The 21,983-nt window shown below is 72.1% G+C and carries 24 protein-coding genes; 18 read left to right on the plus strand and 6 right to left on the minus strand.

What is annotated here, in order from left to right:
• Positions 1 to 418 precede the first annotated feature (418 nt).
• The 8 genes from FXF52_RS32900 to FXF52_RS32935 all read left to right on the plus strand — a co-directional run bounded on the left by FXF52_RS32900 (position 419) and on the right by FXF52_RS32935 (position 8,427).
• Positions 419 to 1,612, plus strand: a complete 1,194-nt coding sequence (locus tag FXF52_RS32900) for an ABC transporter substrate-binding protein (RefSeq protein WP_222870809.1) — start codon at positions 419 to 421, stop codon at positions 1,610 to 1,612.
• Positions 1,613 to 1,678: 66 nt separating this feature from the next.
• Positions 1,679 to 2,554, plus strand: coding sequence for a branched-chain amino acid ABC transporter permease (locus tag FXF52_RS32905; protein ID WP_148802977.1), 876 nt, complete (start codon positions 1,679 to 1,681; stop codon positions 2,552 to 2,554).
• On the plus strand, positions 2,551 to 3,567 hold the full coding sequence (locus tag FXF52_RS32910) for a branched-chain amino acid ABC transporter permease (RefSeq protein ID WP_148802979.1): 1,017 nt from the start codon (positions 2,551 to 2,553) through the stop codon (positions 3,565 to 3,567). The genes FXF52_RS32905 and FXF52_RS32910 overlap by 4 nt, the downstream gene beginning before the upstream one ends.
• Complete coding sequence (locus FXF52_RS32915; RefSeq protein ID WP_222870810.1) at positions 3,560 to 4,387, plus strand: ABC transporter ATP-binding protein; 828 nt, start codon at positions 3,560 to 3,562, stop codon at positions 4,385 to 4,387. Before FXF52_RS32910 ends, FXF52_RS32915 begins: the two co-directional genes overlap by 8 nt.
• A complete protein-coding gene (locus FXF52_RS32920) occupies positions 4,374 to 5,105 on the plus strand; it encodes an ABC transporter ATP-binding protein (protein ID WP_148802981.1) in 732 nt (243 codons plus the stop codon). Before FXF52_RS32915 ends, FXF52_RS32920 begins: the two co-directional genes overlap by 14 nt.
• 52 nt (positions 5,106 to 5,157) lie before the next feature.
• Positions 5,158 to 6,063 (plus strand): SDR family NAD(P)-dependent oxidoreductase, encoded by a 906-nt coding sequence (locus tag FXF52_RS32925; RefSeq protein WP_148802983.1) that lies wholly within the window; start codon positions 5,158 to 5,160, stop codon positions 6,061 to 6,063.
• A 36-nt stretch (positions 6,064 to 6,099) separates the two neighbouring features.
• Complete coding sequence (locus tag FXF52_RS32930) at positions 6,100 to 6,726, plus strand: phenylacetic acid degradation protein PaaY (RefSeq protein ID WP_148802985.1); 627 nt, start codon at positions 6,100 to 6,102, stop codon at positions 6,724 to 6,726.
• A gap of 108 nt (positions 6,727 to 6,834) precedes the next feature.
• Positions 6,835 to 8,427, plus strand: coding sequence for a class I adenylate-forming enzyme family protein (locus tag FXF52_RS32935; protein ID WP_187413861.1), 1,593 nt, complete (start codon positions 6,835 to 6,837; stop codon positions 8,425 to 8,427).
• A 63-nt stretch (positions 8,428 to 8,490) separates the two neighbouring features.
• On the opposite strand, the gene FXF52_RS32940 is transcribed toward FXF52_RS32935, so the two are convergent.
• Positions 8,491 to 8,892 (minus strand): thioesterase family protein, encoded by a 402-nt coding sequence (locus FXF52_RS32940; protein WP_148802989.1) that lies wholly within the window; start codon positions 8,890 to 8,892, stop codon positions 8,491 to 8,493.
• Between the two features lie 76 nt (positions 8,893 to 8,968).
• On the opposite strand from FXF52_RS32940, the gene FXF52_RS32945 reads away from it, so the two are divergent.
• Positions 8,969 to 10,600: a class I adenylate-forming enzyme family protein gene (locus tag FXF52_RS32945; protein ID WP_222870811.1), complete on the plus strand. Its 1,632-nt coding sequence runs from the start codon at positions 8,969 to 8,971 to the stop codon at positions 10,598 to 10,600.
• Here the strand turns inward: FXF52_RS32945 and FXF52_RS32950 are convergent.
• Both FXF52_RS32950 and FXF52_RS32955 read right to left on the minus strand, forming a co-directional pair.
• On the minus strand, positions 10,597 to 12,090 hold the full coding sequence (locus tag FXF52_RS32950) for a class I adenylate-forming enzyme family protein (protein ID WP_148802991.1): 1,494 nt from the start codon (positions 12,088 to 12,090) through the stop codon (positions 10,597 to 10,599). The genes FXF52_RS32945 and FXF52_RS32950 overlap by 4 nt on opposite strands.
• A complete protein-coding gene (locus tag FXF52_RS32955) occupies positions 12,078 to 13,214 on the minus strand; it encodes a zinc-binding dehydrogenase (protein WP_148802993.1) in 1,137 nt (378 codons plus the stop codon). The genes FXF52_RS32950 and FXF52_RS32955 overlap by 13 nt, the downstream gene beginning before the upstream one ends.
• A gap of 96 nt (positions 13,215 to 13,310) precedes the next feature.
• Between FXF52_RS32955 and FXF52_RS32960 the strand changes: the two genes are divergently transcribed.
• Genes FXF52_RS32960 through FXF52_RS32985 form a run of 6 tightly spaced genes read left to right on the plus strand, consistent with a single transcriptional unit; the run spans position 13,311 to position 17,474 of the window.
• Entirely contained in the window at positions 13,311 to 13,880 is a 570-nt protein-coding gene (locus tag FXF52_RS32960; RefSeq protein WP_148802995.1) for a 2-oxoacid:acceptor oxidoreductase family protein, read from the plus strand.
• Positions 13,877 to 14,956: a hypothetical protein gene (locus tag FXF52_RS32965; RefSeq protein WP_148802997.1), complete on the plus strand. Its 1,080-nt coding sequence runs from the start codon at positions 13,877 to 13,879 to the stop codon at positions 14,954 to 14,956. Before FXF52_RS32960 ends, FXF52_RS32965 begins: the two co-directional genes overlap by 4 nt.
• Positions 14,953 to 15,732 carry a thiamine pyrophosphate-dependent enzyme gene (locus FXF52_RS32970; RefSeq protein ID WP_148802999.1) on the plus strand — a complete coding sequence of 260 codons (780 nt, stop codon included), beginning with the start codon at positions 14,953 to 14,955 and terminating at the stop codon, positions 15,730 to 15,732. The genes FXF52_RS32965 and FXF52_RS32970 overlap by 4 nt, the downstream gene beginning before the upstream one ends.
• Positions 15,720 to 16,469 carry a GntR family transcriptional regulator gene (locus FXF52_RS32975; protein ID WP_148803001.1) on the plus strand — a complete coding sequence of 250 codons (750 nt, stop codon included), beginning with the start codon at positions 15,720 to 15,722 and terminating at the stop codon, positions 16,467 to 16,469. The genes FXF52_RS32970 and FXF52_RS32975 overlap by 13 nt, the downstream gene beginning before the upstream one ends.
• Entirely contained in the window at positions 16,466 to 16,735 is a 270-nt protein-coding gene (locus tag FXF52_RS32980) for a 4Fe-4S dicluster domain-containing protein (protein ID WP_148803003.1), read from the plus strand. The genes FXF52_RS32975 and FXF52_RS32980 overlap by 4 nt, the downstream gene beginning before the upstream one ends.
• Positions 16,728 to 17,474, plus strand: a complete 747-nt coding sequence (locus FXF52_RS32985) for an SDR family NAD(P)-dependent oxidoreductase (RefSeq protein ID WP_187413862.1) — start codon at positions 16,728 to 16,730, stop codon at positions 17,472 to 17,474. The genes FXF52_RS32980 and FXF52_RS32985 overlap by 8 nt, the downstream gene beginning before the upstream one ends.
• Positions 17,475 to 17,485: 11 nt before the next feature.
• Here the strand turns inward: FXF52_RS32985 and FXF52_RS44245 are convergent, their stop codons facing one another.
• Positions 17,486 to 17,884, minus strand: coding sequence for a zinc ribbon domain-containing protein (locus FXF52_RS44245; RefSeq protein WP_370518058.1), 399 nt, complete (start codon positions 17,882 to 17,884; stop codon positions 17,486 to 17,488).
• Entirely contained in the window at positions 17,778 to 18,503 is a 726-nt protein-coding gene (locus tag FXF52_RS32995) for a transposase (protein ID WP_255472583.1), read from the minus strand. The genes FXF52_RS44245 and FXF52_RS32995 overlap by 107 nt, the downstream gene beginning before the upstream one ends.
• A gap of 633 nt (positions 18,504 to 19,136) precedes the next feature.
• On the opposite strand from FXF52_RS32995, the gene FXF52_RS33000 reads away from it, so the two are divergent.
• From FXF52_RS33000 to FXF52_RS33010, 3 genes are read left to right on the plus strand one after another with little or no spacing between them, the layout of a single operon-like run.
• A complete protein-coding gene (locus FXF52_RS33000; protein ID WP_148803011.1) occupies positions 19,137 to 20,024 on the plus strand; it encodes an LLM class F420-dependent oxidoreductase in 888 nt (295 codons plus the stop codon).
• Positions 20,021 to 20,494, plus strand: a complete 474-nt coding sequence (locus tag FXF52_RS33005) for a nuclear transport factor 2 family protein (protein WP_222870812.1) — start codon at positions 20,021 to 20,023, stop codon at positions 20,492 to 20,494. The genes FXF52_RS33000 and FXF52_RS33005 overlap by 4 nt, the downstream gene beginning before the upstream one ends.
• Positions 20,491 to 21,315: an SDR family NAD(P)-dependent oxidoreductase gene (locus FXF52_RS33010; RefSeq protein WP_148803015.1), complete on the plus strand. Its 825-nt coding sequence runs from the start codon at positions 20,491 to 20,493 to the stop codon at positions 21,313 to 21,315. Before FXF52_RS33005 ends, FXF52_RS33010 begins: the two co-directional genes overlap by 4 nt.
• Positions 21,316 to 21,367: 52 nt before the next feature.
• Here FXF52_RS33010 and FXF52_RS33015 read toward each other — a convergent pair whose 3' ends face one another.
• Positions 21,368 to 21,865, minus strand: coding sequence for a nuclear transport factor 2 family protein (locus tag FXF52_RS33015; RefSeq protein WP_187413863.1), 498 nt, complete (start codon positions 21,863 to 21,865; stop codon positions 21,368 to 21,370).
• Between the last annotated feature and the right edge of the window lie 118 nt (positions 21,866 to 21,983).

Consider the following 21,983-nt stretch of genomic DNA (forward strand, 5'->3'; position numbering starts at 1 on the left):
TGGTAGTTGACGAACGCTTCATCCGTCCGTCGCTGCCTCCGGCGCAGGTGCCGGCGGAGCGGCGGGCGGCGAACCTGGCGCGTCGGTCTGCCCTACCGCTGCCCGCTTGCTCGATCCGCAGGTCAACCGGCAGGAGCCCGGGGAGGGCACTCCTTGATCCCTTCGTAACACGAGGGCAACATTGTGGCCCTTGACACGCCGTATGGCCGACACCACTATAACAACCTAGCGCTTGCTCGGTTGCCGGTTGTCCTGGTCAGTTGTCCGGCTCGATCGGCACCGGCGCGGACCATCGCTGGTGGCCGCAGCGCTCTCCGGCGGGAGGTAGCCGCGATGAGAAGGACGACCAAGAGTCAGTGACAGCCATATCGAGTGAGGCGGGCGAGAAGTGGCTATAAGCAGAGGAGCGACGGCGCGGTTGGTCGCCAGCCTGGCCGTCCTCGCCCTTGCGGCCGCGGGTTGCGGGGGCAAGGGCGGCAGTGACAAGCCGACCGACGGCACCGCGAAGGGCGAACCCATCATCATCGGGATGGACGAGGACAGCACCGGCCCCGGCGCCTCCTACAGCACCATCGCCGGCAAGACCATCCGGCTGGCAATCCAGGACATCAACGACAAGGGCGGCGTCCTGGGTCGTCCCCTGCGGCTCGTCGTCGAGAACGACGAGAGCGACCCGACCAAGGTCCCGGCCGTCCTACAGAAGCTGCACAGCCAGGGCGCGAAGGCGCTCTTCCTGCAGAGCGGCAGCGCCGCCGTCATGCAGGCGAAGTCCACCCTGACGCAGCTCAACCTGCCGGCGATTGCGCCCACCGGCGTGACCGCGACGCTGGTCGAGCCGCCGAACAACGAGCTGATCTACATGCTCGCGAACACCACCACCGACTGGGCCAAGGTCTACTGCGGGGCGTTCAAGGCGGCCAACATCAACAAGATCGGCATCCTGACGGATGACACGACCACCATCGCGGCATTGAACAAGTCGCTGTTGGCCGGGATGTCCTGCGTGACGACGGTGGCGACCGAGAAGGGCGCGGCCAACGCCTCGGACCTCTCGGCCCAGGTCGCCCGGCTGAAGAACGCCAATCCGGACGCGGTGCTGGTCACCAGCGTCGGCGGCGCGTTCGAGGTGCTCGCCCAGAACACCTTGGCAGCCCAGATGAAGGGGAAGCCGCGCTTCTCGCTCGCGTCGATCGGCAATCAGCCGTCCTCCTGGAAGCTGGCCAACCCGGGCGCCCTCGAGGGGCTGATCTTCATGGGTTCGATCAATTCCGAGAACCCGCGTACCAAGACCCTGGTCGACTTCCTCAAGCAGAAGAACGGCGACAACTACCAGGTCACCGCGTACGACGCCCAGGGCTGGGACTCCGTGCAGCTCCTCAAGCTCGCGATCGAGAAGGCCGGCGGGCCGGACGACGCCAAGAAGCTCAACGAGGCGATCCAGAGCATCACCGGTTACCAGGCGGCCTTCGGGCAGGCCAGCTTCACGCTGTCCTTCTCCGCCACGAAGCACCTGGGCGCGGACGGGCCGTGTGGCCTCTCGCTGATCGAGTTCGGGGCGGACAACAAGCCCAAGGGGCCGTGGGCGACGTTCCAGCCCCCGTGCTCGAACTGACCCCGCAGGGAGCGGGCGAGCTGACGCGGCTCGCCCGCTCCCGGTAGGTGCTTACGAGGAGTTTCGATGACAGACCTGCAGCTCTGGCTCTCCGCCGTGGAAATGGGATGTTTCTTCGGCATGCTGGCCCTGGCGTACTACCTGATCCACGTCGGGGCCGGCTTCTTCAACTTCGCCATCGGCCCGTACGCGATGATGGGCGGGCTCTGCACCAGCTGGCTCGTCATCACGTACGACCTTGGGGTGTGGCCGGCCGCAGCGGCGGCCGTGGCGGTGACCGTCGTGCTGGCCGCCGTCACCGAGCTGGGTGTCGTGCGTCCGGTACAGCGGCGCAGCGGTGGCGGCGAGCTGCCGGCGCTGGTCGCCGTGGCGGCGGTGCTCTTCGCCATCCAGCAGCTCGCCGGCTACGTCTTCGGATACCCGACCCTGCCCGGGCAGAGCCTGGCGACCTTCGACCCGGTGACGGTCGGGGAGGTCACCGTCCAACCGAGCTCCCTCCTGATGATCGTGGTGGCGCTGCTCTCCTTCGCGCTGTCGGCCGTCTGGATCCGGTCCACCCGGACCGGCCGGCTGCTGCGGGCGGTCGGCGACAGCAACCGCGCGGCGGCACTGCTCGGCCTGCCAGTCAACCGGATCCGGCTGATCGCATTCGTGCTCGCCGGTCTCGTCGCCGCGCTGGCCGGCATCCTCTTCGCCCCGAAGGCGGGCGTGAACTCGCTGTCCGGGCTGGCCTGGTCGCTGTCCGGGTTCCTCGCCGTGGTGGTGGGCGGTACCGGCTCCGTCTGGGCGCCGCTCTTCGGCGGCATGCTGCTCGGGCTGGTCGAGGTGTTCCTTCCGTACTACTTCGGGGGCCAGGCGCACGTGTACGGCATGCTCTTCATCGCCCTGCTGTTCTTCGCCTTCAAGCCACAGGGCCTGTTCGTGCGGACGGTGCGCGCATGACCACTCAGACCATCCAGCCAGCCGCCGCGACCGCCGGCTGGGATATCCGTCGAGTCCCCGGCATCGGCGGTCTCGCCCTCGGTGGCATCGCCGCCGTGCTGATCCTGCTCTGGGTCGGCTCGGACGGCTACAAGCAGACGCTGGTCACCTCCGCGGCGACGTACGCGCTGATCGCCCTCGGGATGTACGTGCCGTACCTGATGGCCGGGTCCCTGTCGATGGCGTACAGCGCCTATGCCGGGATCGGCGGGTACGCGGTCGGGCTTGTCTCCTCGAAGACCGGGTTGCCGCTCGCGGTGGCGTGGCTCGTCGGCCCGATCGTGGCGGCGCTGCTCGCCGTGCTGCTCGGGCTCGTCACCCGGCGGTTGTCCGGGTTCTTCCTCGCGGCGGTGACCCTGCTGTTCGGCATGGCGTTCACCGCGTTCCTCATCGACGCGGAGGCGCTCTCCGGCGGCTCGGGCGGGCTGGGCAACCTGCGGCCGCTCAACCTGTTCGGCTGGACGCCGAGTCACTATCAGGTGGTGCTGGGCTCGGCGGTCATCGTCTGCGTCATCGCGTTCCTGCTGGATCGGCTGCGGCTCTCGCCGTGGGGGGTGATCGTGCGGACGATGCGGGACGCCCCGCGGGCTGTTGAGGCGGCCGGCGTCCGGGTCCCCGTGCTGAACCTCGTGGCGCTGGCGCTCGGGGCGGCGATCGCGGCCGTCGGCGGGGGGCTCTTCACCTACTCGGCCGGCAGCATCACGCCTGACACGTTCACCCTGAACATCGTCTTCCTCGCCATCTTCATGCCGCTGATCGGTGGGGCGGGCACGCCGTGGGGTGCGGTAGCCGGGGCGGTGATCGCGGTCGAGTTGACGCTCAACTTCCCGGCGATCCAGACCAGCGGCACGCTGCTGCTCGCGCTCGGGGTGCTGGCGATCATGTTGGTCGCGCCGCGCGGCGTGGTGGGCTACGCCGACAAGCTGCGCACGCGGACTTGGGCGCTGCTGCGGAAGGAGCCGGACCGTGGCTGAGGAGATCCTGCTGGTCGGGCGCGGCCTGACCAAGCGGTACGGCGGAGTCACCGCCCTGTCGGAGGTCGACTTCCAGCTGCGGGCCGGGGAGGTTCTCGGACTGGTCGGCCCGAACGGCGCCGGCAAGACCACCCTGGTCGACCTGATCTCCGGGGCGCAGGCGGCCACCGCCGGCGAGTTGACGCTGCGCGGATCGAAGCTGGGCGGGTCGGCGTCACGGCGCGCCCGGGCCGGACTGGGCCGTACCTTCCAGTACCCACAGCTCGCGCTGGAGCTGGACGTCCGGGCCAATCTGCTGCTGGGCCGGGCCGCCCGCCGGCACGCCACGCTGTGGCAGATGATCACCGGGGCGTTCGTCGGGGCGCTGCGGCCCAGGGTGGCGGCCGATGAGGCCGCCGTGCGGGCGATCGCGAACGAACTGGGCATCAGCGACCTGGACCGGGAGGCCGGTGACCTCAGCCTCGGCGAGCAGCGGCTGGTCGAGGTCGGCCGAGCGCTCGGGCAGGATCCGCTGGTGCTGCTCCTGGACGAGCCGTTCGCCGGCTCCGACGCACGCGGCGTCGCGGGCATCGCTGAGGTGATCCACACCGTGCGGCGGCGGGGGCATGCCGTGATCCTGGTCGACCACAACGTGGACCTCGTCGCTCGCCTGGTGGATCGGATCATGCTGCTCGACCGGGGCCGGGTGGTCTTCGACGGCGATCCGCGCGAGTGCCTGGCCAGTCCGCAGATGCAGAGCGTCTACTTCGGATCGGAAGCCGACGACGATGACGCCGGGGACGGCTCCCCGAGGGCGGAGGTGCAGGATGTCCGGTCATGAGCTGACGATCGAGGGGCTGAGCGTCCGTTACGGACATGCCAGCGCGTTGAACAAGGTCAGCATCACCGCGCAAGGCGGCGCCGTCACTGCGATCGTGGGCCCGAACGGCGCGGGGAAGAGCAGCTTGCTGCTCGCCGCGTACGGTTCGGTGCCCGCGACCGGAAAGGTGTACCTCGACGGTGAGGAGATCACCCGGCTGCGGCCCGCGGCGCGGGCCCGGGCGGGGATCGGCGTCGTTCCGCAGGGGCGGCAGCTCTTCCCGCACCTCAACGTGGCGGACAACCTGCGCGTGATGGCCGAACTGCTCCGGCTGCCCCACTCCGCCGTGGACGAGGCGGTGGATCGGTTCCCCATCCTGCGGACCCGGCTGCGCAGCCTGGTCGGTGTGCTCTCCGGCGGTGAGCAGCAGATGCTCGTGGTTTCCCGGGCGTTGATGGGCTCGCCCCGGGTGCTGTTGCTCGACGAGATGATGACCGGTCTCGCCCCGCTGATCGTCCGCGAGTTGGCCGCGACGGTTTCCACGCTGGCCGGGGAGGGCGTCGCGGTGCTGCTGGCCGAGCCGGCGCTGGGCGTGCTGCGGCGCATCGTCGACCGGGGCTACGTGCTGGTGCGCGGCGAGATCGTGGCGGAGGTGAACGACGGCGGCGCGGCGTTGGACGACGCGTACAGCGCGGCCATCGGTGTCGAGCGCCCCAGGGAGTTGCGCCCGGCGGGCTGAACGAAGCGCCGCCGGCGGACTGCCTGCGGCAAGCCGTGGGAGGACTGTGGTGATGGGTGCTGACAACGCCGTGGCTGGCTGGCTGGCAGGCAAGGCAATCGTGGTCACGGGCGCGGGCCGAGGCCTCGGTGCGGCGTACGCCCGGCTCGCCGCCGCTGAGGGCGCCTCGGTGGTGGTGAACGACGTCGACGTGGACGCCGCAGCGCGGGTGGCCGCGGAGATCGGGGCCGTCTGCGACGATTCCGACATCGCCTCGTGGGAGGGAGCCGGGCGGCTGGTCGAGGCGTGCCGCAACGCGTTCGGGCGGATCGACGGCCTGGTCAACAACGCCGGCATCTTCCGGTTGGCCGATCCGCGCGAGCAGGATCCGGTGGAGTTCCGCAGGGTCGTCGAGGTGAACCTGCTCGGCACCGCCTACTGCGGGCTACACGCCATCCGCGCCATGCTGGACCAGCCGGGCGGCGGTTCACTGGTGAACGTCACCTCCGGCTCGCACGCCGGTTCGGCGGCGATGGGCGCGTACGGTGCGAGCAAGGGCGGCGTCGCGTCGCTCACCTACTGCTGGGCTGCGGACCTCGCCGGCACGCCCGTCCGCGTCAACGCCGTGTCGCCGAATGCGCACACCCGGATGGCGGACACCTTCGAGCGCTACCTCGGTGAGCGAGCCCGGGGGCAGAACGTGGGTAAGAGCCCGTCCAGCAACGCGCCGGCCGTGGTCTACCTCCTCTCGGATGCGGCCGCGGGGATCTCCGGGCAGGTCGTGCGGGTGGACGGCGAGGAACTCTCGCTGATGACCCACCCCGGGGTGGCCCTCCCGGCCGTTCGGCTCTCGGAATGGACGGTGGCGGCGGTGGCCGGGGCCTTCGACGAGGACCTCGCTCGCCGCCAGCAGGCGGTCGGGCTGCAACCCGCGCCGAGCGTGGCCGGTGGTCCGGCGGCGGGAGAGGGAGCATCGTGAGCGGGCGGACAACCAGGTACGACACCGGGGGCGCCGATGCCGGCCTATGAGATCGAGGGTGTGGTGCCGGTGGTCGACCCGACCGCCTATGTGCACCCGACGGCGGTGCTGATCGGTGACGTCCACGTCGGCCCCGGCTGCTACGTCGGGCCCTTCGCCAGCCTTCGGGGAGACTTCGGCCGCATCGTCATGGCCGTCGGCGCCAACCTGCAGGATCACTGTACGTTCCACACCTTCCCCGGCACCGAGGCCGTCCTGGAGCGGGACGGGCACGTTGGGCACGGAGCGGTGCTGCACGGCTGCCGCGTCGGCACCGGTGCGCTGATCGGGATGAACGCGGTGGTCATGGACGGTGCGGTCATCGGCGAGGCGGCCTTCGTCGGTGCGCACAGCTTCGTCCGGGCAGGTTTCGTCGTGCCGCCGCGTACCCTCGCCACCGGCAGCCCGGCCACGGTCCGCCGGGAACTGACCGCCGACGAGTTGGCGTGGAAGGCGAACGGCACCCGGACCTACCAGCGCCTGACCGAGCGCTGCCGCACCACCCTGCGGCCGGTCACGCCGCTGCCGGTGGCTGAGCCGAACCGGCCGAGCCTCACCACCGACGCCCGCGTGGCGGTCCCGCTCGACGAGTACCGGCGGGCCCATCGGGGAGCGTCGGAGTGAGCCGGTACGACGGTCGGGGCCGGAACGTGCGGGCGGTCGCCAACGGCCGTCCTGGTCGGGCGGCGGCGTGCTTCGCCGCCCGCGTCAACATGCGAATGGACGGGGCAGGTGTCTGAGTTCTCCGAAACCACGATCAGTCGCTACTACGCCGACGGTGACTGGGACGCCGATACGATCGCCGACCTGGTCGCCCGGAACGCCGCCGAGGCGCCGGACGCGGTCGCGTTCCATGCCACGGACGCGACCCTGACCTGGCGCGAGTACGACCGGCTCGCCACCCGGCTGGCCGGGGCGTATGCCCTCGCCGGCTGGCAGCCGGGCGAGCTGCTCGCGGTCCTGCTCACCGGAGGGGCGCTCACCCACGTGGCCTACCTTGCGGCGCAGAAGGCCGGCCTGGTGACCGTGGGGCTGCCGCCTCGGGCCGGGGACGCCGAGGTCGCGTACCTGCTGGGGCACACTGGCGCGGGCGCGCTGGCGACCCGTGGCGCGCACCGTGGCCGGCCGGGCTGGGAGGTCGCCCGGGCGGCCGGCGCCCGCCGGCACCTGGTGTTGGACCTGGTCGGTCCGGAGCTGACCGTGGCATGCGACGGCGAGCCGGTGCCGGTGCCGTCGTGGGAGGACGCCGCCGCGGCCGTGAAGGGGCGCGGGCTCGGACCCGACGACCTCTTCTTCCTCAACTCGACGTCGGGCACCACCGGCCGGCCCAAATGCGTGCGGCAGACCATGAACACCCGCAAGTACTTCGGTCCGCTCGCCGCGGCGGCGGCCGGGTTCGGTCCCGATGAGGTTGTCCTCAGCGCGCTGCCCGCACCGTACGGCTTCGGGCTGTGGAGCGCCCATGTCGTTCCCGCCCGGTACCGCTTCCCGACTGTGCTGACCGCCGAATTCGACCCGGCCGAGACGCTGCGGCTGATCGAGCGGCACCGGGTCACCGTGCTCGCGGCCGTGACCAGCCAGTTCATCATGATGTTGAACGCGCCCGAATTCGCCGAGCACGACCTGAGTTCGCTGCGGGTGCTCTTCACCGGGGGAGAGCGGGTGCCGTACCACCGGGCGGTGGAGTTCGAGGAGCGCACCGGGTGCACGGTGCTGCAGTTCTACGGCTCGAACGAGGCGGGCCCGATCTCGGTGACCCGGGTCGACGACGACCGCGAGAAGCGGCTGCGCACGGCGGGGCGGCCCATCCCGGCGATGCGGGTGCGTTTCTTCGACCGGAACGGGAGCCCGGTCGAGGACGGGCCGGGCCAGGTGGCGGTGCACGGGCCGGGCTGCGCCCCGGGCTACTTCCGGGACGAGGCGGCCGACCGGATCCTGCTGCGCCCGGACGGCTGGCTGCTCACCGGGGACATCGGCGAGGTCGACGCTGACGGCTACCTGTCGGTGACCGGGCGGACGGCCGACTTCATCATCCGGGGCGGGCACAACATCAGCGCGCCTGTGGTCGAGGAGGCGGTCGGCGGACACCCGCGGGTGGCCCAGGTGGCGGTGGTCGGTTACCCGGACGAGGTGCTGGGGGAACGGGTCTGCGCGTTCGTGGTCACCCGCGACGGCGCCGAGCTGGACCTCGATGACCTGCGGACGCACCTGGCCGCGGGCGGCGTCTCCAAGCTCAACTGGCCGGAGCGGGTGGTGCGGTTGCCGGCCCTGCCGTTGGGGGCCGGCGGCAAGGTGGACAAGGTGGCGCTGCGCGCGCGGGAGTGAATGCGGCACCCCGACCGGCTCACCCGCGCTGTGCGGGTGGGACCGGGGCACCGGCGGCCGGGCTCAGCCGCGGACGCTGCGGATCAGCGTCTGGCTGACCTGGCCGTCGCCGATCGTCCGGCCGGCCACCTGTGCGGAGACGTCGAAGGTCACGTGCCGGCCCTGCACGGCGGCCACCGTCGCGCGCACGTCGACGCGCTGCCCGGCGAGGGCCGGCGCGCGGTGCCGCACTCCGATCCAGGTGCCGACCGAGGCGGCGCCCGGCGCGAGCCGCCGACGCAGGATGTCGGCGGCGGTGTCCTCCAGGAGCGCGATCAGCGCCGGGGTGGAGAGCACCGACGGGGCGCCGGGTACGTGCCCGGTGAGCATCTCGGCCGTCACCTCGAACGAGCGCTCCGACCGTTCGCCCTCGCGTACCGGGCTGGTCACCAGCTCGTCCCCGGCCGACGTCTCCCAGATCCGCATCCCGCCTCCTTGACAGGCTCACTGTGCCGGAAACAGAATGCCACAACCAAGCGCTTGTTAGGTAGGGGTGGAATTGTTGTACAGCGAGGTGACCGCGCTCTTCCCGACCGGCACGGCCCCGGTCCCCGGCAGCGCGCACGAGCGATACGTGGCGGACCGACTGGCCGAGGTCGGCCGCTGGGGCACGGAGACGCTCGCGGAGCGGGTGCGCCGACACGCGGCGGAGATCCCGCAGCGGCCCGTCTTCATCGCCGGTGACGACCGGATCGGCTGGCACGCGTACGACGAGGTGTCCGACCGGCTCGCGGCGCTGCTGGTGCGCTCCGGACTCGCCCGCGGCGAGCGGGTCGGGGTGCTGCTCCCGGACGGCGTCGCGGTGCACGTCGCCTACCTGGCCGCGCTGAAGGCCGGTGTCGTGGTGGTCGGCATCGGCCCGCGCGCCGGCCGCCTCGAACTCCGGCACCTGCTCACCGTCGCCGGCGCCACGGCGCTCATCAGCCACGCGGAGCACCGGGACACCCCGATCGCGGAACTGGTCGACGGGCTGCCGCTGCGGCTACGGCTGGAGCTGCCGCACCGGCTCGCCGAAGTGGACTGGCCGGAGCCGACCTCGGAGGAGCGGGCCCGGCTCGCCGAGCGCGCCCTCGGCCTCGGCGAGATCCACCTGCTCAACGGCACCTCGGGCACCACCGGCATGCCGAAGTGCGTGGTGCACAACCAGAACCGGTGGCTGTACTACCACCAGCTCGCGCTGGAGTCGGGGGCGTTCACCCCCGACGATGTCTTCCTCACCCTCATCCCGGCCCCGTACGGCTTCGCCCAGTGGACCGCGAACTTCACGCCCACGCTGCTCGGTTCGCCCACCGTGGTGATGCCACGGTTCAGCGCCGCCGGCGCGCTGGAGCTGATCGAGCGGGAACGGGTGACCGTGGTGTGCTGTGTGAGCACGCAGTTCATCATGATGCTCAACGCGGAGCCGGACCGCTACGACCTGAGCTCGCTGCGCTGCATGTTCACCGGTGGCGAGGCGGTGCCGTACGAGCGCGCCGCCGAGTTCGAGCGCCGCACCGGGGCGCAGGTGCTGCAGTTCTTCGGCTCCAACGAGACCGGCGCGCTGTCGCGCACTGGGACCACGGACACCGTGGCGCGACGGTTGCGCACCGCCGGCCGGATCATCGACGAGATGCACGTACGGCTCTTCGGCGACGACGGCGCGGACGTCACCGCCACCGGCGGGCCGGGGCAGGCCGCCTGCGCCGGGCCCGCCACCTGCCTCGGCTACTTCGACGACCCGGAGGCGAACGAGCGGCTCTTCACCCAGGACGGCTGGATGCTCACCGGCGACATCTGCACCCTCGACGAGGACGGCTACCTGCGGGTGGTGGACCGCAAGTCGGACTTCATCATCCGCGGCGGCAAGAACGTCAGCGCCGCCGCGGTCGAGGAGCAGGTCGGCACCCACCCCGCTGTGGCCATGGTGGCCGCGGTCGCGGTCCCCGACCCGACGTACGGCGAGCGGGTCTGCGCCGTGGTGGTGCTCCGACCCGGCGCCGCTCTCGACCTGGACGACCTGCGCGCGCACCTCGCCGCGCGCGGCGTCTCACCAGAGAACTGGCCCGAGCGAATCGAGATCGTCGACGAGTTGCCCCGCGGCTCCGGCGGCAAGGTGGCCAAGGCGGAACTTCGTGCCCGGCTGCGCGCCGGCTAGCGTGCCGTCGCGAGCAGGGCGGCCCTGATCCGGGAGCGCTGGATCTGACCGGTTGCCGGGGTGCGCGGGATCTCCGACACCACCGCGACCCGGCGCGGCTGCTTGAAGGCGGCCAACTGGTTGGCGACGTGCCCGCGGAGGGTGGCAACCTCCGGTGCCGCCGCCCCCGGCGCCAGCACCAGCACCGCACACACCACCTCACCCCACCGTTCGTCCGGCAGGCCGACCACCGCCACATCGCGGATCCCGGGCAGGTCGCGCAGGGCCTGCTCCACCTCGAACGGCGACACCGACTCCCCGCCGGTGCGGATGACCTCGCGCTGACGGCCGGTGAGGTGGAGATACCCCTCGCCGTCGAGGTAGCCCAGGTCCCCCGAGCGGTAGACGCCGTCGCGCAGCGCCGCCCCGGTCTCCTCGGGAAGGTCGTGGTAGCCGGACATCAGCCCTGGCCCGCTGACGCAGACCTCGCCCACCTCGCCGGCCGGCGCGTCCACCCACAGCGCGTTCGGAAAGGCCGGGAGCCCGACGCTGCCGGACTTGTCGAAGACGTCGGCGTCCGGCAGCGCCGCCATCCGGCCCGCCTCGGTCGACCCGTACAGGACGGTCGTGGCGGTCCCCGGCAGCCGCTCCTTGATCCGCCGGAGCAGCTCGACGGAGATCCCCGAGGTGCCGGTGTCCGCTTGCCGCAGCGATGACAGGTCGGCGTGCCGGTGCTCGGGGTCGAGCAGCCGCTCCCACACGGCGGGGATGCAGTAGATCGCCGATGGACGCTCCCGCCGTACCGAGTCGATCATCTGCGCGGCGTCGGCCCGACGTACGAGGTGCACCGCGGTCCGGTTCTGCCACGCCTCCAGCACGTAGTGCCAGCCGCCGTAGTGGTACAGCGGAAAGCTGCACAGGACGCCGCCCCGGCCGCGCAGCCCGGAGGTGAAGGTGCCGCCGCCGGGCGCCGCCCGCAGCCAGCTCGCGCGGTGGCTGACCAGCGCCCCCTTCGGCCGGCCGGTGCTGCCGCTGGTCAGGTAGACGATGTGCGGGTCGGTGTCGGCGAGGCGGTCGTGCCCGTCGGGCAGCCCGGCGCACGCGGCGGCGGCGAGGGCGTCGAGGTCCGCGCCGGGGCCTGGCGCGGAGCCCACGCGGGCGAGCGGCACGTCCTGTGGCGCGTCGGGACGATCGGTGACCAGGAGCCGCGGGTCCAGATAGGACAGGACCGCCGCCAGTTCGCCGGGGGAGAGCGTCGGGTTGATCGGGGCGAACGCCGCGCCGAGCCGGGCGCAGCCCAGGAAGCCGTCCAGGGTGCCCAGCGTCGGCGCGGCCCACCAGGCCACCCGGTCGCCGCGCCGCACGCCCAGGCCGGCCAGCGCGTTGGCGGCGCGGTTCGCCCGCTCGTCGAGGTCGCGGAAGGTGACCCGCTCCCCGGCCAGGGTGGCCGCGGTCGCCGCCGGCGCCATCCGGGCCGCCTGGCGGACGATGTCGCCGATCAGCAGTTCCACGCGCGCTCCTCTCCGGCGGCCAGGACGACCTGCGCCGGGTTGATCGCGCCGTGCGCGGTCTTGTCCCGGGTGATCTCCACCGCCTTCGGCACCTCCGTCACCCCGGAGAGCCGATGGGTGACCAGCGAATCGACGTCGACGTCGCCGCGGGCCACCAGGCGCAGCGCGTGGTCGAAGACCCCGCCGCCGGGGGAGTAGCCGCCGGCGCCGGAGCGGGGGTGCAGCAGCGCTATGCTGCGCTCCCGCAGCAGGCCGAGCGGTGCCGGCGCCCGGTCGGGCAGCACCGAGACCACCACCACGCGACCGCCCCGGCGGGCGCAGCGCGCGGCCAACTCGAGGGTCTCCGTGCCGGCGAGCCCGACCTCGGGGGCGCCGCCGGCGGTCTCGATCACGACGTCGACGCCGATCCCGCCGGTCGCCTCCCGTGTTGCCGCGAGCACCGCGTCCGCTCCGCCGCTCGCGTCGATCACCAGGTCGGCGCCGAACCGGTTGGCGAGGGCGAGCTTCGCCGGGCTCCGTCCGCTGATCGCGATCAGGCCGGCGTTGCCGTGCCGGGCCACCTGCAGGGCGAGCAGCCCCATCACGCCGGCGCCGATGACCAGCACGGTCTCGCCGGGCTGCACGGCGGCGAGTGCGTGCGCGTGCAGGGCGCCGGCCAGTGGCTGGACGGCCGCCGCTGCGGAGGCCGTCACACCGGGCGGCACCGGCACCACGCATGTGGCGGGGACCAGCACCTGCTCGGCGAGGGCGCCGGGGCGGGTGAACCCGATGAACTCGGGTGCGAGGCAGGCGTCCGACCGGCCGCGCCGGCAGGCGGGACACTGTCCACACACGACGGTCTCGACGGCGGTCACCCGGGTGCCGACCGCGATGCCCCGTACCGCCGGCCCGACCGAGCGGACCACGCCGCAGAACTCGTGCCCGCCGAAGCGGACCGGGCCGGCGGCCAGGGCTTCGGCGAGGTGGGTGTGCAGCGCCACCGGCTCTCCGGCGATCAGCATGCACTCGGTGACGCTCGGCTGTACGCAGGCGACGTCGAGGACGACGTCATCGGGTCCGGGCTGGGGGTCGGGAACCTCCTCGATCCGCAGATCGCCGAAGCCGTGCAGCACAGCCGCGCGCATCGCGCCCCCCAACCTCGTGGTCCCCGATGACTTGACCGTGGATTTAGATTTTGTATTCAATATCTAAGTCGAGTCAACCCTGGATCGGGAGGCCGGATGGAGCGGGAACTCGTGGTCACCGGCGTCGGAGGTCAGGGCATCCAACTGCTCGCCAAGACCCTCGCCCTCGCGGCCACCCGGGAGGGGCGACACGCCATGCTCAGCGCCGACTACGGCGGCGAGATGCGGGGTGGTCCGTCCAAGGCGAGCGTGGTCATCGGCGACCGTCCGTTGCGGGCCCTCCCGGTGCTCGCCTCGGCCTGGTCGGCGATCGTCGTCCACCACCGGTTCAGCGAGCCGGCGCTCGCGCGGCTGCGCCCCGGCGGGCCGGCGATCCTCAATCTGCCGCTGGTCGCCCCCGCGTCGCTGCCGGCGATGACCACGTACGGCGTGGACGCGGGCGCCGTCGCCAAGTCGGTCGAGGCACCCCAGGCGATCGGCTTCGTGCTGCTCGGCGCGTACAACGCGGTGACCCGGCTCGTCGACCCGGCGTCCCTGGTGGCCGCCATGCAGGAGTTGCTCCCGCCGTACCGGAAGCAGCACGCCGCGGCCAACGCGCGGGCGCTCGCGGCCGGCGCGGCCGTGCTGGACGGACCGGGCGCCGATCTGACGGAGGTTTCCCGATGACCCTCGAACTGCTCGAAGGCAGCGAGGCGATCGCCACCTCGGCGATCGCCGCCGGCTGCCGCTTCTTCGCCGGCTACCCGATGTCGCCGTTCACCGGCCTGCTGGAGAACATGTCGCGCCAGCTTCCCGCGGCCGGCGGCGTGTGCCTCAACGCGGAGAGCGAGATCGAGGGCGTGAACATGACCCTCGGCGCCGCCGCGGCCGGCGCCCGCGCGGCCACCGGTTCCTGCGGGCAGGGCATCGCGTTGATGCAGGAGGCGATCGCCGAAGCGGCGCTGAACGAGACGCCGTTCGTGGTCTTCAACATGGCCCGCAACCAGCAGGACTACTTCCAAGCCACCCGGGGCGGCGGCTGGGGCGACTACCGGACCATCACGCTGGCACCGAAGGACGTCCCCGAGGCGGTCGAGCACGCCCAACTGGCGTTCCACCTCGCCGACAAGCACCGGGCACCGGTGATCTTCTACGGGGACCCGCTGCTGGCGCAGACCCGGATCGGCGTATCGGTCCGGCCGCTGGACTTCGGCCCGCTGCCGCCGAAGGACTGGGCGCTCGACGGGACCGGCGGCGGCACCGGCAGATCCCGGCAGGTCTGGACCTGGGCGATGGGCAAGGCCACCGACCCCGGCCCCGGCCCCGACCGGCACTGGCGTGCCATCGCGGAGAAGTTCGCCGCCATCGACGCGATCGAGACGCGGTCCGAGCAGGCCCACGTCGAGGACGCGGAGACGTTGGTGGTGGCCTTCGGGTCCGCCGCCAAGTTCGTCGAGTACGTGGTCGAGGAATTGCGGGCCGACGGACACCGGATCGGATGGTTCCGACCGGTGACGCTCTGGCCGTTCCCCGGCGGAGCGCTCGCCGCAGCCACCGCCGGCGTGCGGCGCGTGCTGGTCTTCGAGCTCAACGCCGGGCAGATGCTCGACGACGTACGCATCCACGCCGCCGATCGCTCCGCGGTGCGCTTCATCGGTGGGGTGAGCATCGCGGAGTCCGGCCTCGCGTACGGCGACCTGATGGACGCCCCGGTCATCCGGGACCGGATCCTCACCGCTTGTTCGGAAGGTGGACGCTCATGACCGTCATCGACACCTCCCAGCCGCCCTCGGAGCCGGCCCGCAAGGTGGCCGACTTCCGCCCGTCGCTGCTGCTCGGCGAACACTCGCTCTGCCCGGGCTGCGGCGAGCCGGTGGCGCTGCGGGTGCTGCTGGAGGTGTTGCAGGAGCTCGACATCGTCCAGCGCACCATCGGGGTGGTCGGCCACGGCTGCTACGGCAGCTTCGTCCGGATCATGGACGTGGACGTGCTGCAGTGCCTGCACGGCCGGGCGCCGGCCTGTGCCACCGGCATCAAGCGGGTACGCCCCGACTGCGCGGTCTTCACCATGCAGGGCGACGGTGACATGGCCAACGAGGGGCTGCAGGAGGTGCTGCACGCCGCGGCCCGGGGCGAGAAGATCACCTGCGTGCTGCTGAACAACGGCGTGTTCGGCGACACCGGCGGGCAGTTGACCGCGGCCACGGTGCTCGGGCAGCGCACGAAGACCAGCCTCGAGGGGCGCGACGCGGAGACGCACGGCTACCCGATCCCGGTCGCCGACCTGGTCGCCGGGCTGCGCGGCGCCGCGTACGTCGCGCGGGGAGCGGTCTCCACCGCCGGCGCCGTGGCGCAGACGAAGCGGATGCTGCGGCGCGCCTTCGAGACCCAGCTCGCCGGCGCCGGCTTCAGCCTGGTGGAGATCCTCACCATGTGCCCAACCGGCTGGTTCGTGCCGGCATCCGAGGGCCCGGGTTACCTTGGCGACTCGATGGAGCAGGCCTATCCACTCGGGGAGCTGACGACATGGCGGCACTGACGCGGGCGAAGACGGGCGTGGCGGTGGCCGAGTACATCCTCGGCCTGCTCTTCGACGGCACGCTGCGCAGCGGCGACCGGCTCGACCTCGACGGCATCGCCGCGACGCTCGGGGTCAGCCGGGCCCCGGTACGCGAGGCGCTGCTCCAGCTGGAGCGCGACGGTCTGGTGGAGATGCCGCACTACCGTGGCGCGTTCGTCGCCGCCTTCGACGCGGGGACGATCCGCGAGGCGTTCGAGCTGTACGGCATGTTGAGCGCGTTGACCAGCAGCCGGGCGGCGACCAACGGGGATGGGGACCTGCGGGAGACGCTCGGCAAGCTCGTCGAGGCGCTGGCCGGCTGCGACCGGGTCGACGAGTTCGAACGGATCGCCCGCGAGTTCCGCAAGGTGGTCAACCTGGCGACCGCCGGCCCGCACCTGCGGGCCCTGCTGCGCAGCTTCAACGGGCTGGTGCCGGCCGCCGCCCGGTTCTCCATCGAGGACGCGATGGACGAGGAGCGGGCCGCACTGCACCGAGAATACGAGGCCCTGGTGGCCGGGGACGCGGAGGCGGCCTCCGCGGCGGCGCTCGACCACGTCCTGATGACGGCCGAGAACGCGGTTCGGGCACTGGGGCGGCGAGGGATCTTCCCGACCGACGCGTCGCCGGCGGATTCCGCCGACCGGCCGCAGCGGACGGGCCGCTCTCAGGTGCTTGGCATCGTCCGCACGACGGCCGGAGGCGACAAAGAATGAGCGAGCACGAAGGCGGCGCGCGGCGCAGCAGCCGGGGGACGCTGGTCATCGCCGAGGATCGGTGCAAGGGCTGCGAGCTCTGCATCGACGCCTGCCCACCCCGGGTGCTGGTGATGTCGAGCGAGCTGAACGAGATGGGCTACCGGTATCCGGAGCTCACCCCGGGCTGCACCGGCTGCACCGCCTGCCAGATGGTCTGCCCGGACTTCGTCTTCTCGGTCTACCGGCTCACCGCCGCGACCGCGCCGGGGGACCGGCGTGGGTGAGGCGAGAGTGTCGGTGGTCACCGGCGCCGCAGCCGGGATCGGCCGCGCCACCGTGCACAAACTCGCCGGCCGTGGGGACTTCGTGCTGGGCGTGGACCGCGACGCCGCCGGACTCGACGCGCTGCGCGAGGAGGTCGGTGCGGACGAGCGAATCGCGACGCTTCCAGCCGATCTGGCGGAGCCGGAGGCGGCCGAGGCCGTGGTGCTGCACTGCGTACAGCGCTGGGGCCGACTGGACCTGCTCGCCCTGGTCGCCGGGATCGGGCAGTTCGGCGCCACGGCCGAGGTGAGCCTCGCCGAGTGGGACTGGGTGCTGAACGTGAACCTGCGCGCCCCGTTCCTACTCGCGCAGGCCGCGATGCCGTACCTGGTCCGCAGTCGCGGGTGCGTCGTCGCGGTGTCGTCGATCGCCGGCCTCCAGGGCTGGCCGTACAGCGCGGTGTACTCGGCGTCCAAGGGTGGGCTGGTGACGCTCATGCGCTCCCTGGCTATCGAGTACGGGCCCGCGGGCGTGCGGGTCAACGTGGTGTGCCCGGGCGGGGTGGAGACCGCGCTCTCGGCGGACTTCCACAGCGGCGGGGTGGCCTACGACGAGAGCTTGCGCAAACGATCCACCGGCCTGCAGGGGCGCAAGGCCGACCCGGCGGAAGTCGCTGCGACGATCGCCTTTCTCGGTGCTCCCGAGGCGTCCTTCGTCTCGGGCGCCGTGCTGCGCGTCGACGGTGGCGCATTCGCGTAGTGCGGTGTCCACTAATGTTCACCGGGTTTCCGGTGGTTGTTGTGGATTCTCGCCTTCCGGGCGAGCGACTCCCCACTACCGGGTGGTGGTGGGGCGGGCCTCCGCGGGCCAACTGATCCTCGCGCCGCTTGTGGTGGGCGGCGGGGGTCACGTCGGGACTGGCCGGCACCGGGGAGGTGTCGGCCTGCTCGACGGTGCGTGACCACCTTGGGCAGCAGAACAGCTGCTGGGGTGGTGGGTCCGCCGCCCGGGGTGCGGGTGGCGATGATGGCGGCCGCGATCAGGTCGCGGTGCCCAGTGAACTCACAGTGCGGGCAGGTCAGGGTCCGGCCGCGGGGTTTCGGTACCCGTCGTAGACAGGCGGGGCAGGTGGAGGAGGTGCCGCGTTCGTTGACGGGGTGGACGGTGATGCCGGCCTGGGTGGCCTTTGTCTTCCAGGACCTGCATGAGGCGGCCGATCTGCCATTGCCGTAGCAGCAGGTTGTGCCGCCGCCCCGCATCGGTGTCCAACACGCTGCGGGGGTCGCCGACGTGCAGCACCCCGACCCGCTGCTGCACGGCCCAGGACACGACCTGGCGGGCGGCTTCGTGCTGGGCTTGGCGGACCCGCCGCTTGTGCCGGCCCTCCACCAGCCGTGCCCGGCGCCGGTATTTCCGCCACCGCCGTGACCCTTTCTGGCCCGGCTTCGGCGCCCGCTGCGAAACAGAGCGGCGGCGGGTTTTCGTGTCGGCCAGGTGCATGCGGTGCTCGGCGCGGATCGCCCGCCCCGACACCAACAAGCCCTCACCATCCCGGCTGGCCACCGCATAGGGGTGGATGATCCCCAAATCCACCCCGGCCACCCTGGCCGGGTCCGGTCCCTCACCCGGCGGATACGTCGCCACCGGCACTTCGGCGGTCACGTCCAGGAACAGGCGGCCGCCCTCACACAGCAGGGTGACCGACCGGACCTGCTCAACCGGATACGGCACCTCCCGCGCCAACCGGACCCACAACGGCGGGCTGTTTTGCGCGGTCGGGACCCGCACCCGCCGCCCGTCGAGGGTGAAGGTGCCGTGATGCCAGCGCACCGGCATCAACGCCCGCCGACGGCGCGGGAACCGCGCCGACACGTCCCCATCCTTGCGGGCTTTCGCCGCCGCGAACCAGGCATCGGAGAACCGGCGCAACACCGACCGGGCGCCGACCGAGTCCAGCTCACCAAACGTGCCCGGACCGGAAGAAGCCAGTTCCCGGCACAACGCCTGATAACCGGTCAACGGCACGTCCCGGCGGCGGCGCCGCCATCCGTTGACCTCCAACACACACGCCCACACATCACCAGCCGAGCGCAGCAGCCCGAAACACCGCCGCCGCTGCCCAGCAGTCACCCGCAGAGCAACACGAGCGGTCCGATACACCACCCGCGGCGCGGCAGGATCCCGACGACGAGGCACAACCACACCCAACCCGACGGGTACGACAATTTCCCGGGGTGGCCTACCCGGCGAACGTTAGTGGTCAGCGCACTAGCAGGCGCTGGGTGCACGCAACGACGGGGTGGAGACACCGGATCGAGGGCTTTCGCGTCGGGTCCGACATCGCCTATGCTCCAAGCAAGCGCTTGGTCAATCAGCGCCGGTGCTGACCCGCTCCGGACGCGACGAGACACCGGAGGCTGCGTGAAGTACGCGATACAGGCACCCGTAGCGGCCGGCACCACGGCAGATCCCGCCTGGATCGGCGAGTTCGCCGTGCACGCCGAGGCGTGCGGGTTCGAATCGATCGCCGTCGTGGAGCACGCGATCGTGGCGAGCGGCTATTCCAGCAGGTACCCGTACGACGCGTCGGGCCGGATGGGACTGGCCGACGACTGCCCCATCCCCGACCCGTTGGATCTGCTGGCCTTCCTCGCCGGGCGGACCACGCGGATTGGCCTGGCCACCGCCGTCCTGGTCCTGCCGAACCACCACCCGGTCGTGCTGGCCAAGCGGGCCGCCACCGTCGACGCGCTCTCCGGCGGGCGGCTGCGTCTGTGCGTCGGCACGGGGTGGATGCGCGAGGAGGTCGAGGCCTGCGGCGCGGACTTCGCCAGCCGCGGCCGCCGCGCGGACGAGTCCATCGACGTGCTCCGCGTCCTGTGGGCCGACACCGGGCTCCAGGGCGCGACGCACCACGGGGAGTTCTTCCGGTTCGAGGGGGCGATGAGCTACCCGAAGCCGGCCAATCCGCTGGGGGTGCCGATCCATGTCGGCGGCCACAGCGTCGCCGCCGCACGCCGGGCCGGGCGGCGCGGCGACGGGCTGCAACCGCTCGGCGTCGTCGGTGACGAACTGCGCAAGCTTGTGGACATCATGCACGCCGAGGCCGAGCGCTCGGGCCGCGATCCGGACCGGTTGGAGTTGAGCCTGGGGCACTCGGTGGCCAAGGTGACCCCGGAGCGGGTCGAGCGGTTGGCCGCGTTGGGCGCCGATCGTCTCGTCCTCGCCGTGACCCCGACCACCGACCTCGCGGCGGCCAAGGACGAGCTGTCCGCCTGCGCCGAGCGACTCGGGCTCGTCGGGTCGTGATCACCGCAGCCGACCGCGCGGAGATCGGCGAGCTGGTCCACCGGTACGCGTACCTCGTGGACAACCGGGAGATTCAGGCGGTCGCCGAGCTGTTCCTGGACGCCGCGGTTCTCGTGCTCCCCGACCCACCCACCGAGCTGGGCCCGGTCCGGCGGCACGCGGGCCGGGCGCAGATCGTCCGGGCGCTGCGGTCGCTGAGCGAGATCCCGGTGACCCTGCACGCGGTCCTCGGCCTGGTCGTGGACCCGGACGGCGCGGGTGGGGCGGTCGGCTCGGTGACCGGCGTCGCGCATCACGTCAGCGATCGTCCGGACGGCACGACGGCTGACCTGGTGTGGTACCTGCGCTACGCCGACACCTACCAACGTGACGGCGGCCGGTGGCGCATCGCCCGCCGGGCGCTTCAGATCGAATGGATGGAAACCCGGCGGGTGCGCCAGCGGCGCCGGTCGGTGCGGGCAGAATCATGACGCAGCGGTTGGCCGGCAGGATCGCCGTGGTGACCGGCGGGGCGCTGGGCATCGGCGGCGGCATCTCCCGTCGTCTCGCCGCCGCCGGCGCCACGGTGGTGTTGAACGACATCGACGAGGCGGCGGCCGCGGCGGCGGCGGGCGAGATCACGGCCCTGGGTGGCAGGTGCGACACGCTCGTCGGTGACATCCGGGATCCGGCGGTGGTCGAGGCGCTGCGCGACCGCGCCCTGGCGGTCGGCGGGGGCCGGGTCGACATCCTGGTCAACAACGTCGGCGACTTCCGCCCGGCCGCGCGGACGTTCCTGCACAGCACCGAGGCGCAGTGGCAGGCGCTGTACGAGTTGAACCTGCTGCACGTGTTGCGGGTGACCCACGCGCTGCTACCGGTCATGGTCGAACAGCGGTCCGGCGCAGTGATCAACAACTCGACCGTGGAGGCCTTCCGGGGCATTCCCGGGCATGCCGTCTACTCCGCCTACAACGCCGGGGTCTCCGCGTTCACCAAAAGCCTCGCCGTGGAGGTCGGACAGTACGGGATACGCGTGAACGCCATCGCCCCCGATCTGGCCGACACGCCGCAGACCCCGGCCGCCGCGATGCTCCGCGGGCGCGACCCGGCGCTGCTGCGCACCTGGCTCCCGCTCGGGCGCTTCGGAGCGCCCGACGACTACGCCGCCGTCGTCGAGTTCCTCGCCTCCGACGACTCCCGATTCGTCACCGGCCACACCATCCCGGTGGACGGCGGCACGCTGGCCGCCTCTGGCTGGTACGGCCGGGCGGACCGCAAGGGATGGACCAACCTGCCCAACGAGGCGTGAGCCGGGCCTGGCCGGGGTCATCATCGCCGGTTCGGCGCCGGTGCGGAGGGCCTCAGTCGGACGGTTCGTCCACCGCGGCCCTGAGCAGTTCCCGTGCCTCGACGCTGCCGTCGAGTTGCCGGTTGATCCGGTGGGTGACCTGCCAGCCGTGCGCGGTGCGGATGAACTCCCAGCGGTTGACGCCGGTGCGCCAGATCCGGTAGCTGTCGTTCGCCTCGTCGCGCAGGACCAGCTGCGAATAGGCGGTGGCGACCGCGCGGTCGCCGTGCACCTCGATGTGCGGAAGGCCCTGCAGATGGGCGGCGCCGGAGTGGATCAGCTGCTGGTGCAGCTCGCCGGTCACCATGCCGGCGATGGCCGCCCGGCCGTGCAGGACCGCCGGGTAGGTGTCGTAGAGCCCGTCGTCGGTCCACAACCGGGCGGTGGGCGCGGGCGATCCGCTGTCCACGGCCGGACCGTAGGTGGCGAGGATCTGCAGCAGCGCCAGCCGGTCCTCCAGCTCCCGTACCCGGCGCTGCAGCTCGGCGATCAGCTGATCGTGGTCTGGCACCGGCGCTCCTCGTCGCAGATCATGTGGTGGGCGGCATCAACACCCGAGTCACTCTAGCAAGCGCTTGGTTGGCCCGCTAGGCTCGTGCCGACGACCCGGCCCCGAGGCATGGAGGCGT

This window comes from Micromonospora sp. MP36 (assembly GCF_008119785.1).
Classification (GTDB): domain Bacteria; phylum Actinomycetota; class Actinomycetes; order Mycobacteriales; family Micromonosporaceae; genus Micromonospora.

Coding starts and splice junctions, on each gene's coding strand:
- FXF52_RS32905 (WP_148802977.1), top strand. CDS start 1,679: ATGACAGACCTGCAGCTCTGGCTCTCCGCCGTGGAAATGGGATGTTTC.
- FXF52_RS32910 (WP_148802979.1), top strand. CDS start 2,551: ATGACCACTCAGACCATCCAGCCAGCCGCCGCGACCGCCGGCTGGGAT.
- FXF52_RS32920 (WP_148802981.1), top strand. CDS start 4,374: ATGTCCGGTCATGAGCTGACGATCGAGGGGCTGAGCGTCCGTTACGGA.
- FXF52_RS32925 (WP_148802983.1), top strand. CDS start 5,158: ATGGGTGCTGACAACGCCGTGGCTGGCTGGCTGGCAGGCAAGGCAATC.
- FXF52_RS32930 (WP_148802985.1), top strand. CDS start 6,100: ATGCCGGCCTATGAGATCGAGGGTGTGGTGCCGGTGGTCGACCCGACC.
- FXF52_RS32940 (WP_148802989.1), bottom strand. CDS start 8,892: ATGCGGATCTGGGAGACGTCGGCCGGGGACGAGCTGGTGACCAGCCCG.
- FXF52_RS32955 (WP_148802993.1), bottom strand. CDS start 13,214: ATGCGCGCGGCTGTGCTGCACGGCTTCGGCGATCTGCGGATCGAGGAG.
- FXF52_RS32960 (WP_148802995.1), top strand. CDS start 13,311: ATGGAGCGGGAACTCGTGGTCACCGGCGTCGGAGGTCAGGGCATCCAA.
- FXF52_RS32965 (WP_148802997.1), top strand. CDS start 13,877: ATGACCCTCGAACTGCTCGAAGGCAGCGAGGCGATCGCCACCTCGGCG.
- FXF52_RS32970 (WP_148802999.1), top strand. CDS start 14,953: ATGACCGTCATCGACACCTCCCAGCCGCCCTCGGAGCCGGCCCGCAAG.
- FXF52_RS32975 (WP_148803001.1), top strand. CDS start 15,720: ATGGCGGCACTGACGCGGGCGAAGACGGGCGTGGCGGTGGCCGAGTAC.
- FXF52_RS32980 (WP_148803003.1), top strand. CDS start 16,466: ATGAGCGAGCACGAAGGCGGCGCGCGGCGCAGCAGCCGGGGGACGCTG.
- FXF52_RS33010 (WP_148803015.1), top strand. CDS start 20,491: ATGACGCAGCGGTTGGCCGGCAGGATCGCCGTGGTGACCGGCGGGGCG.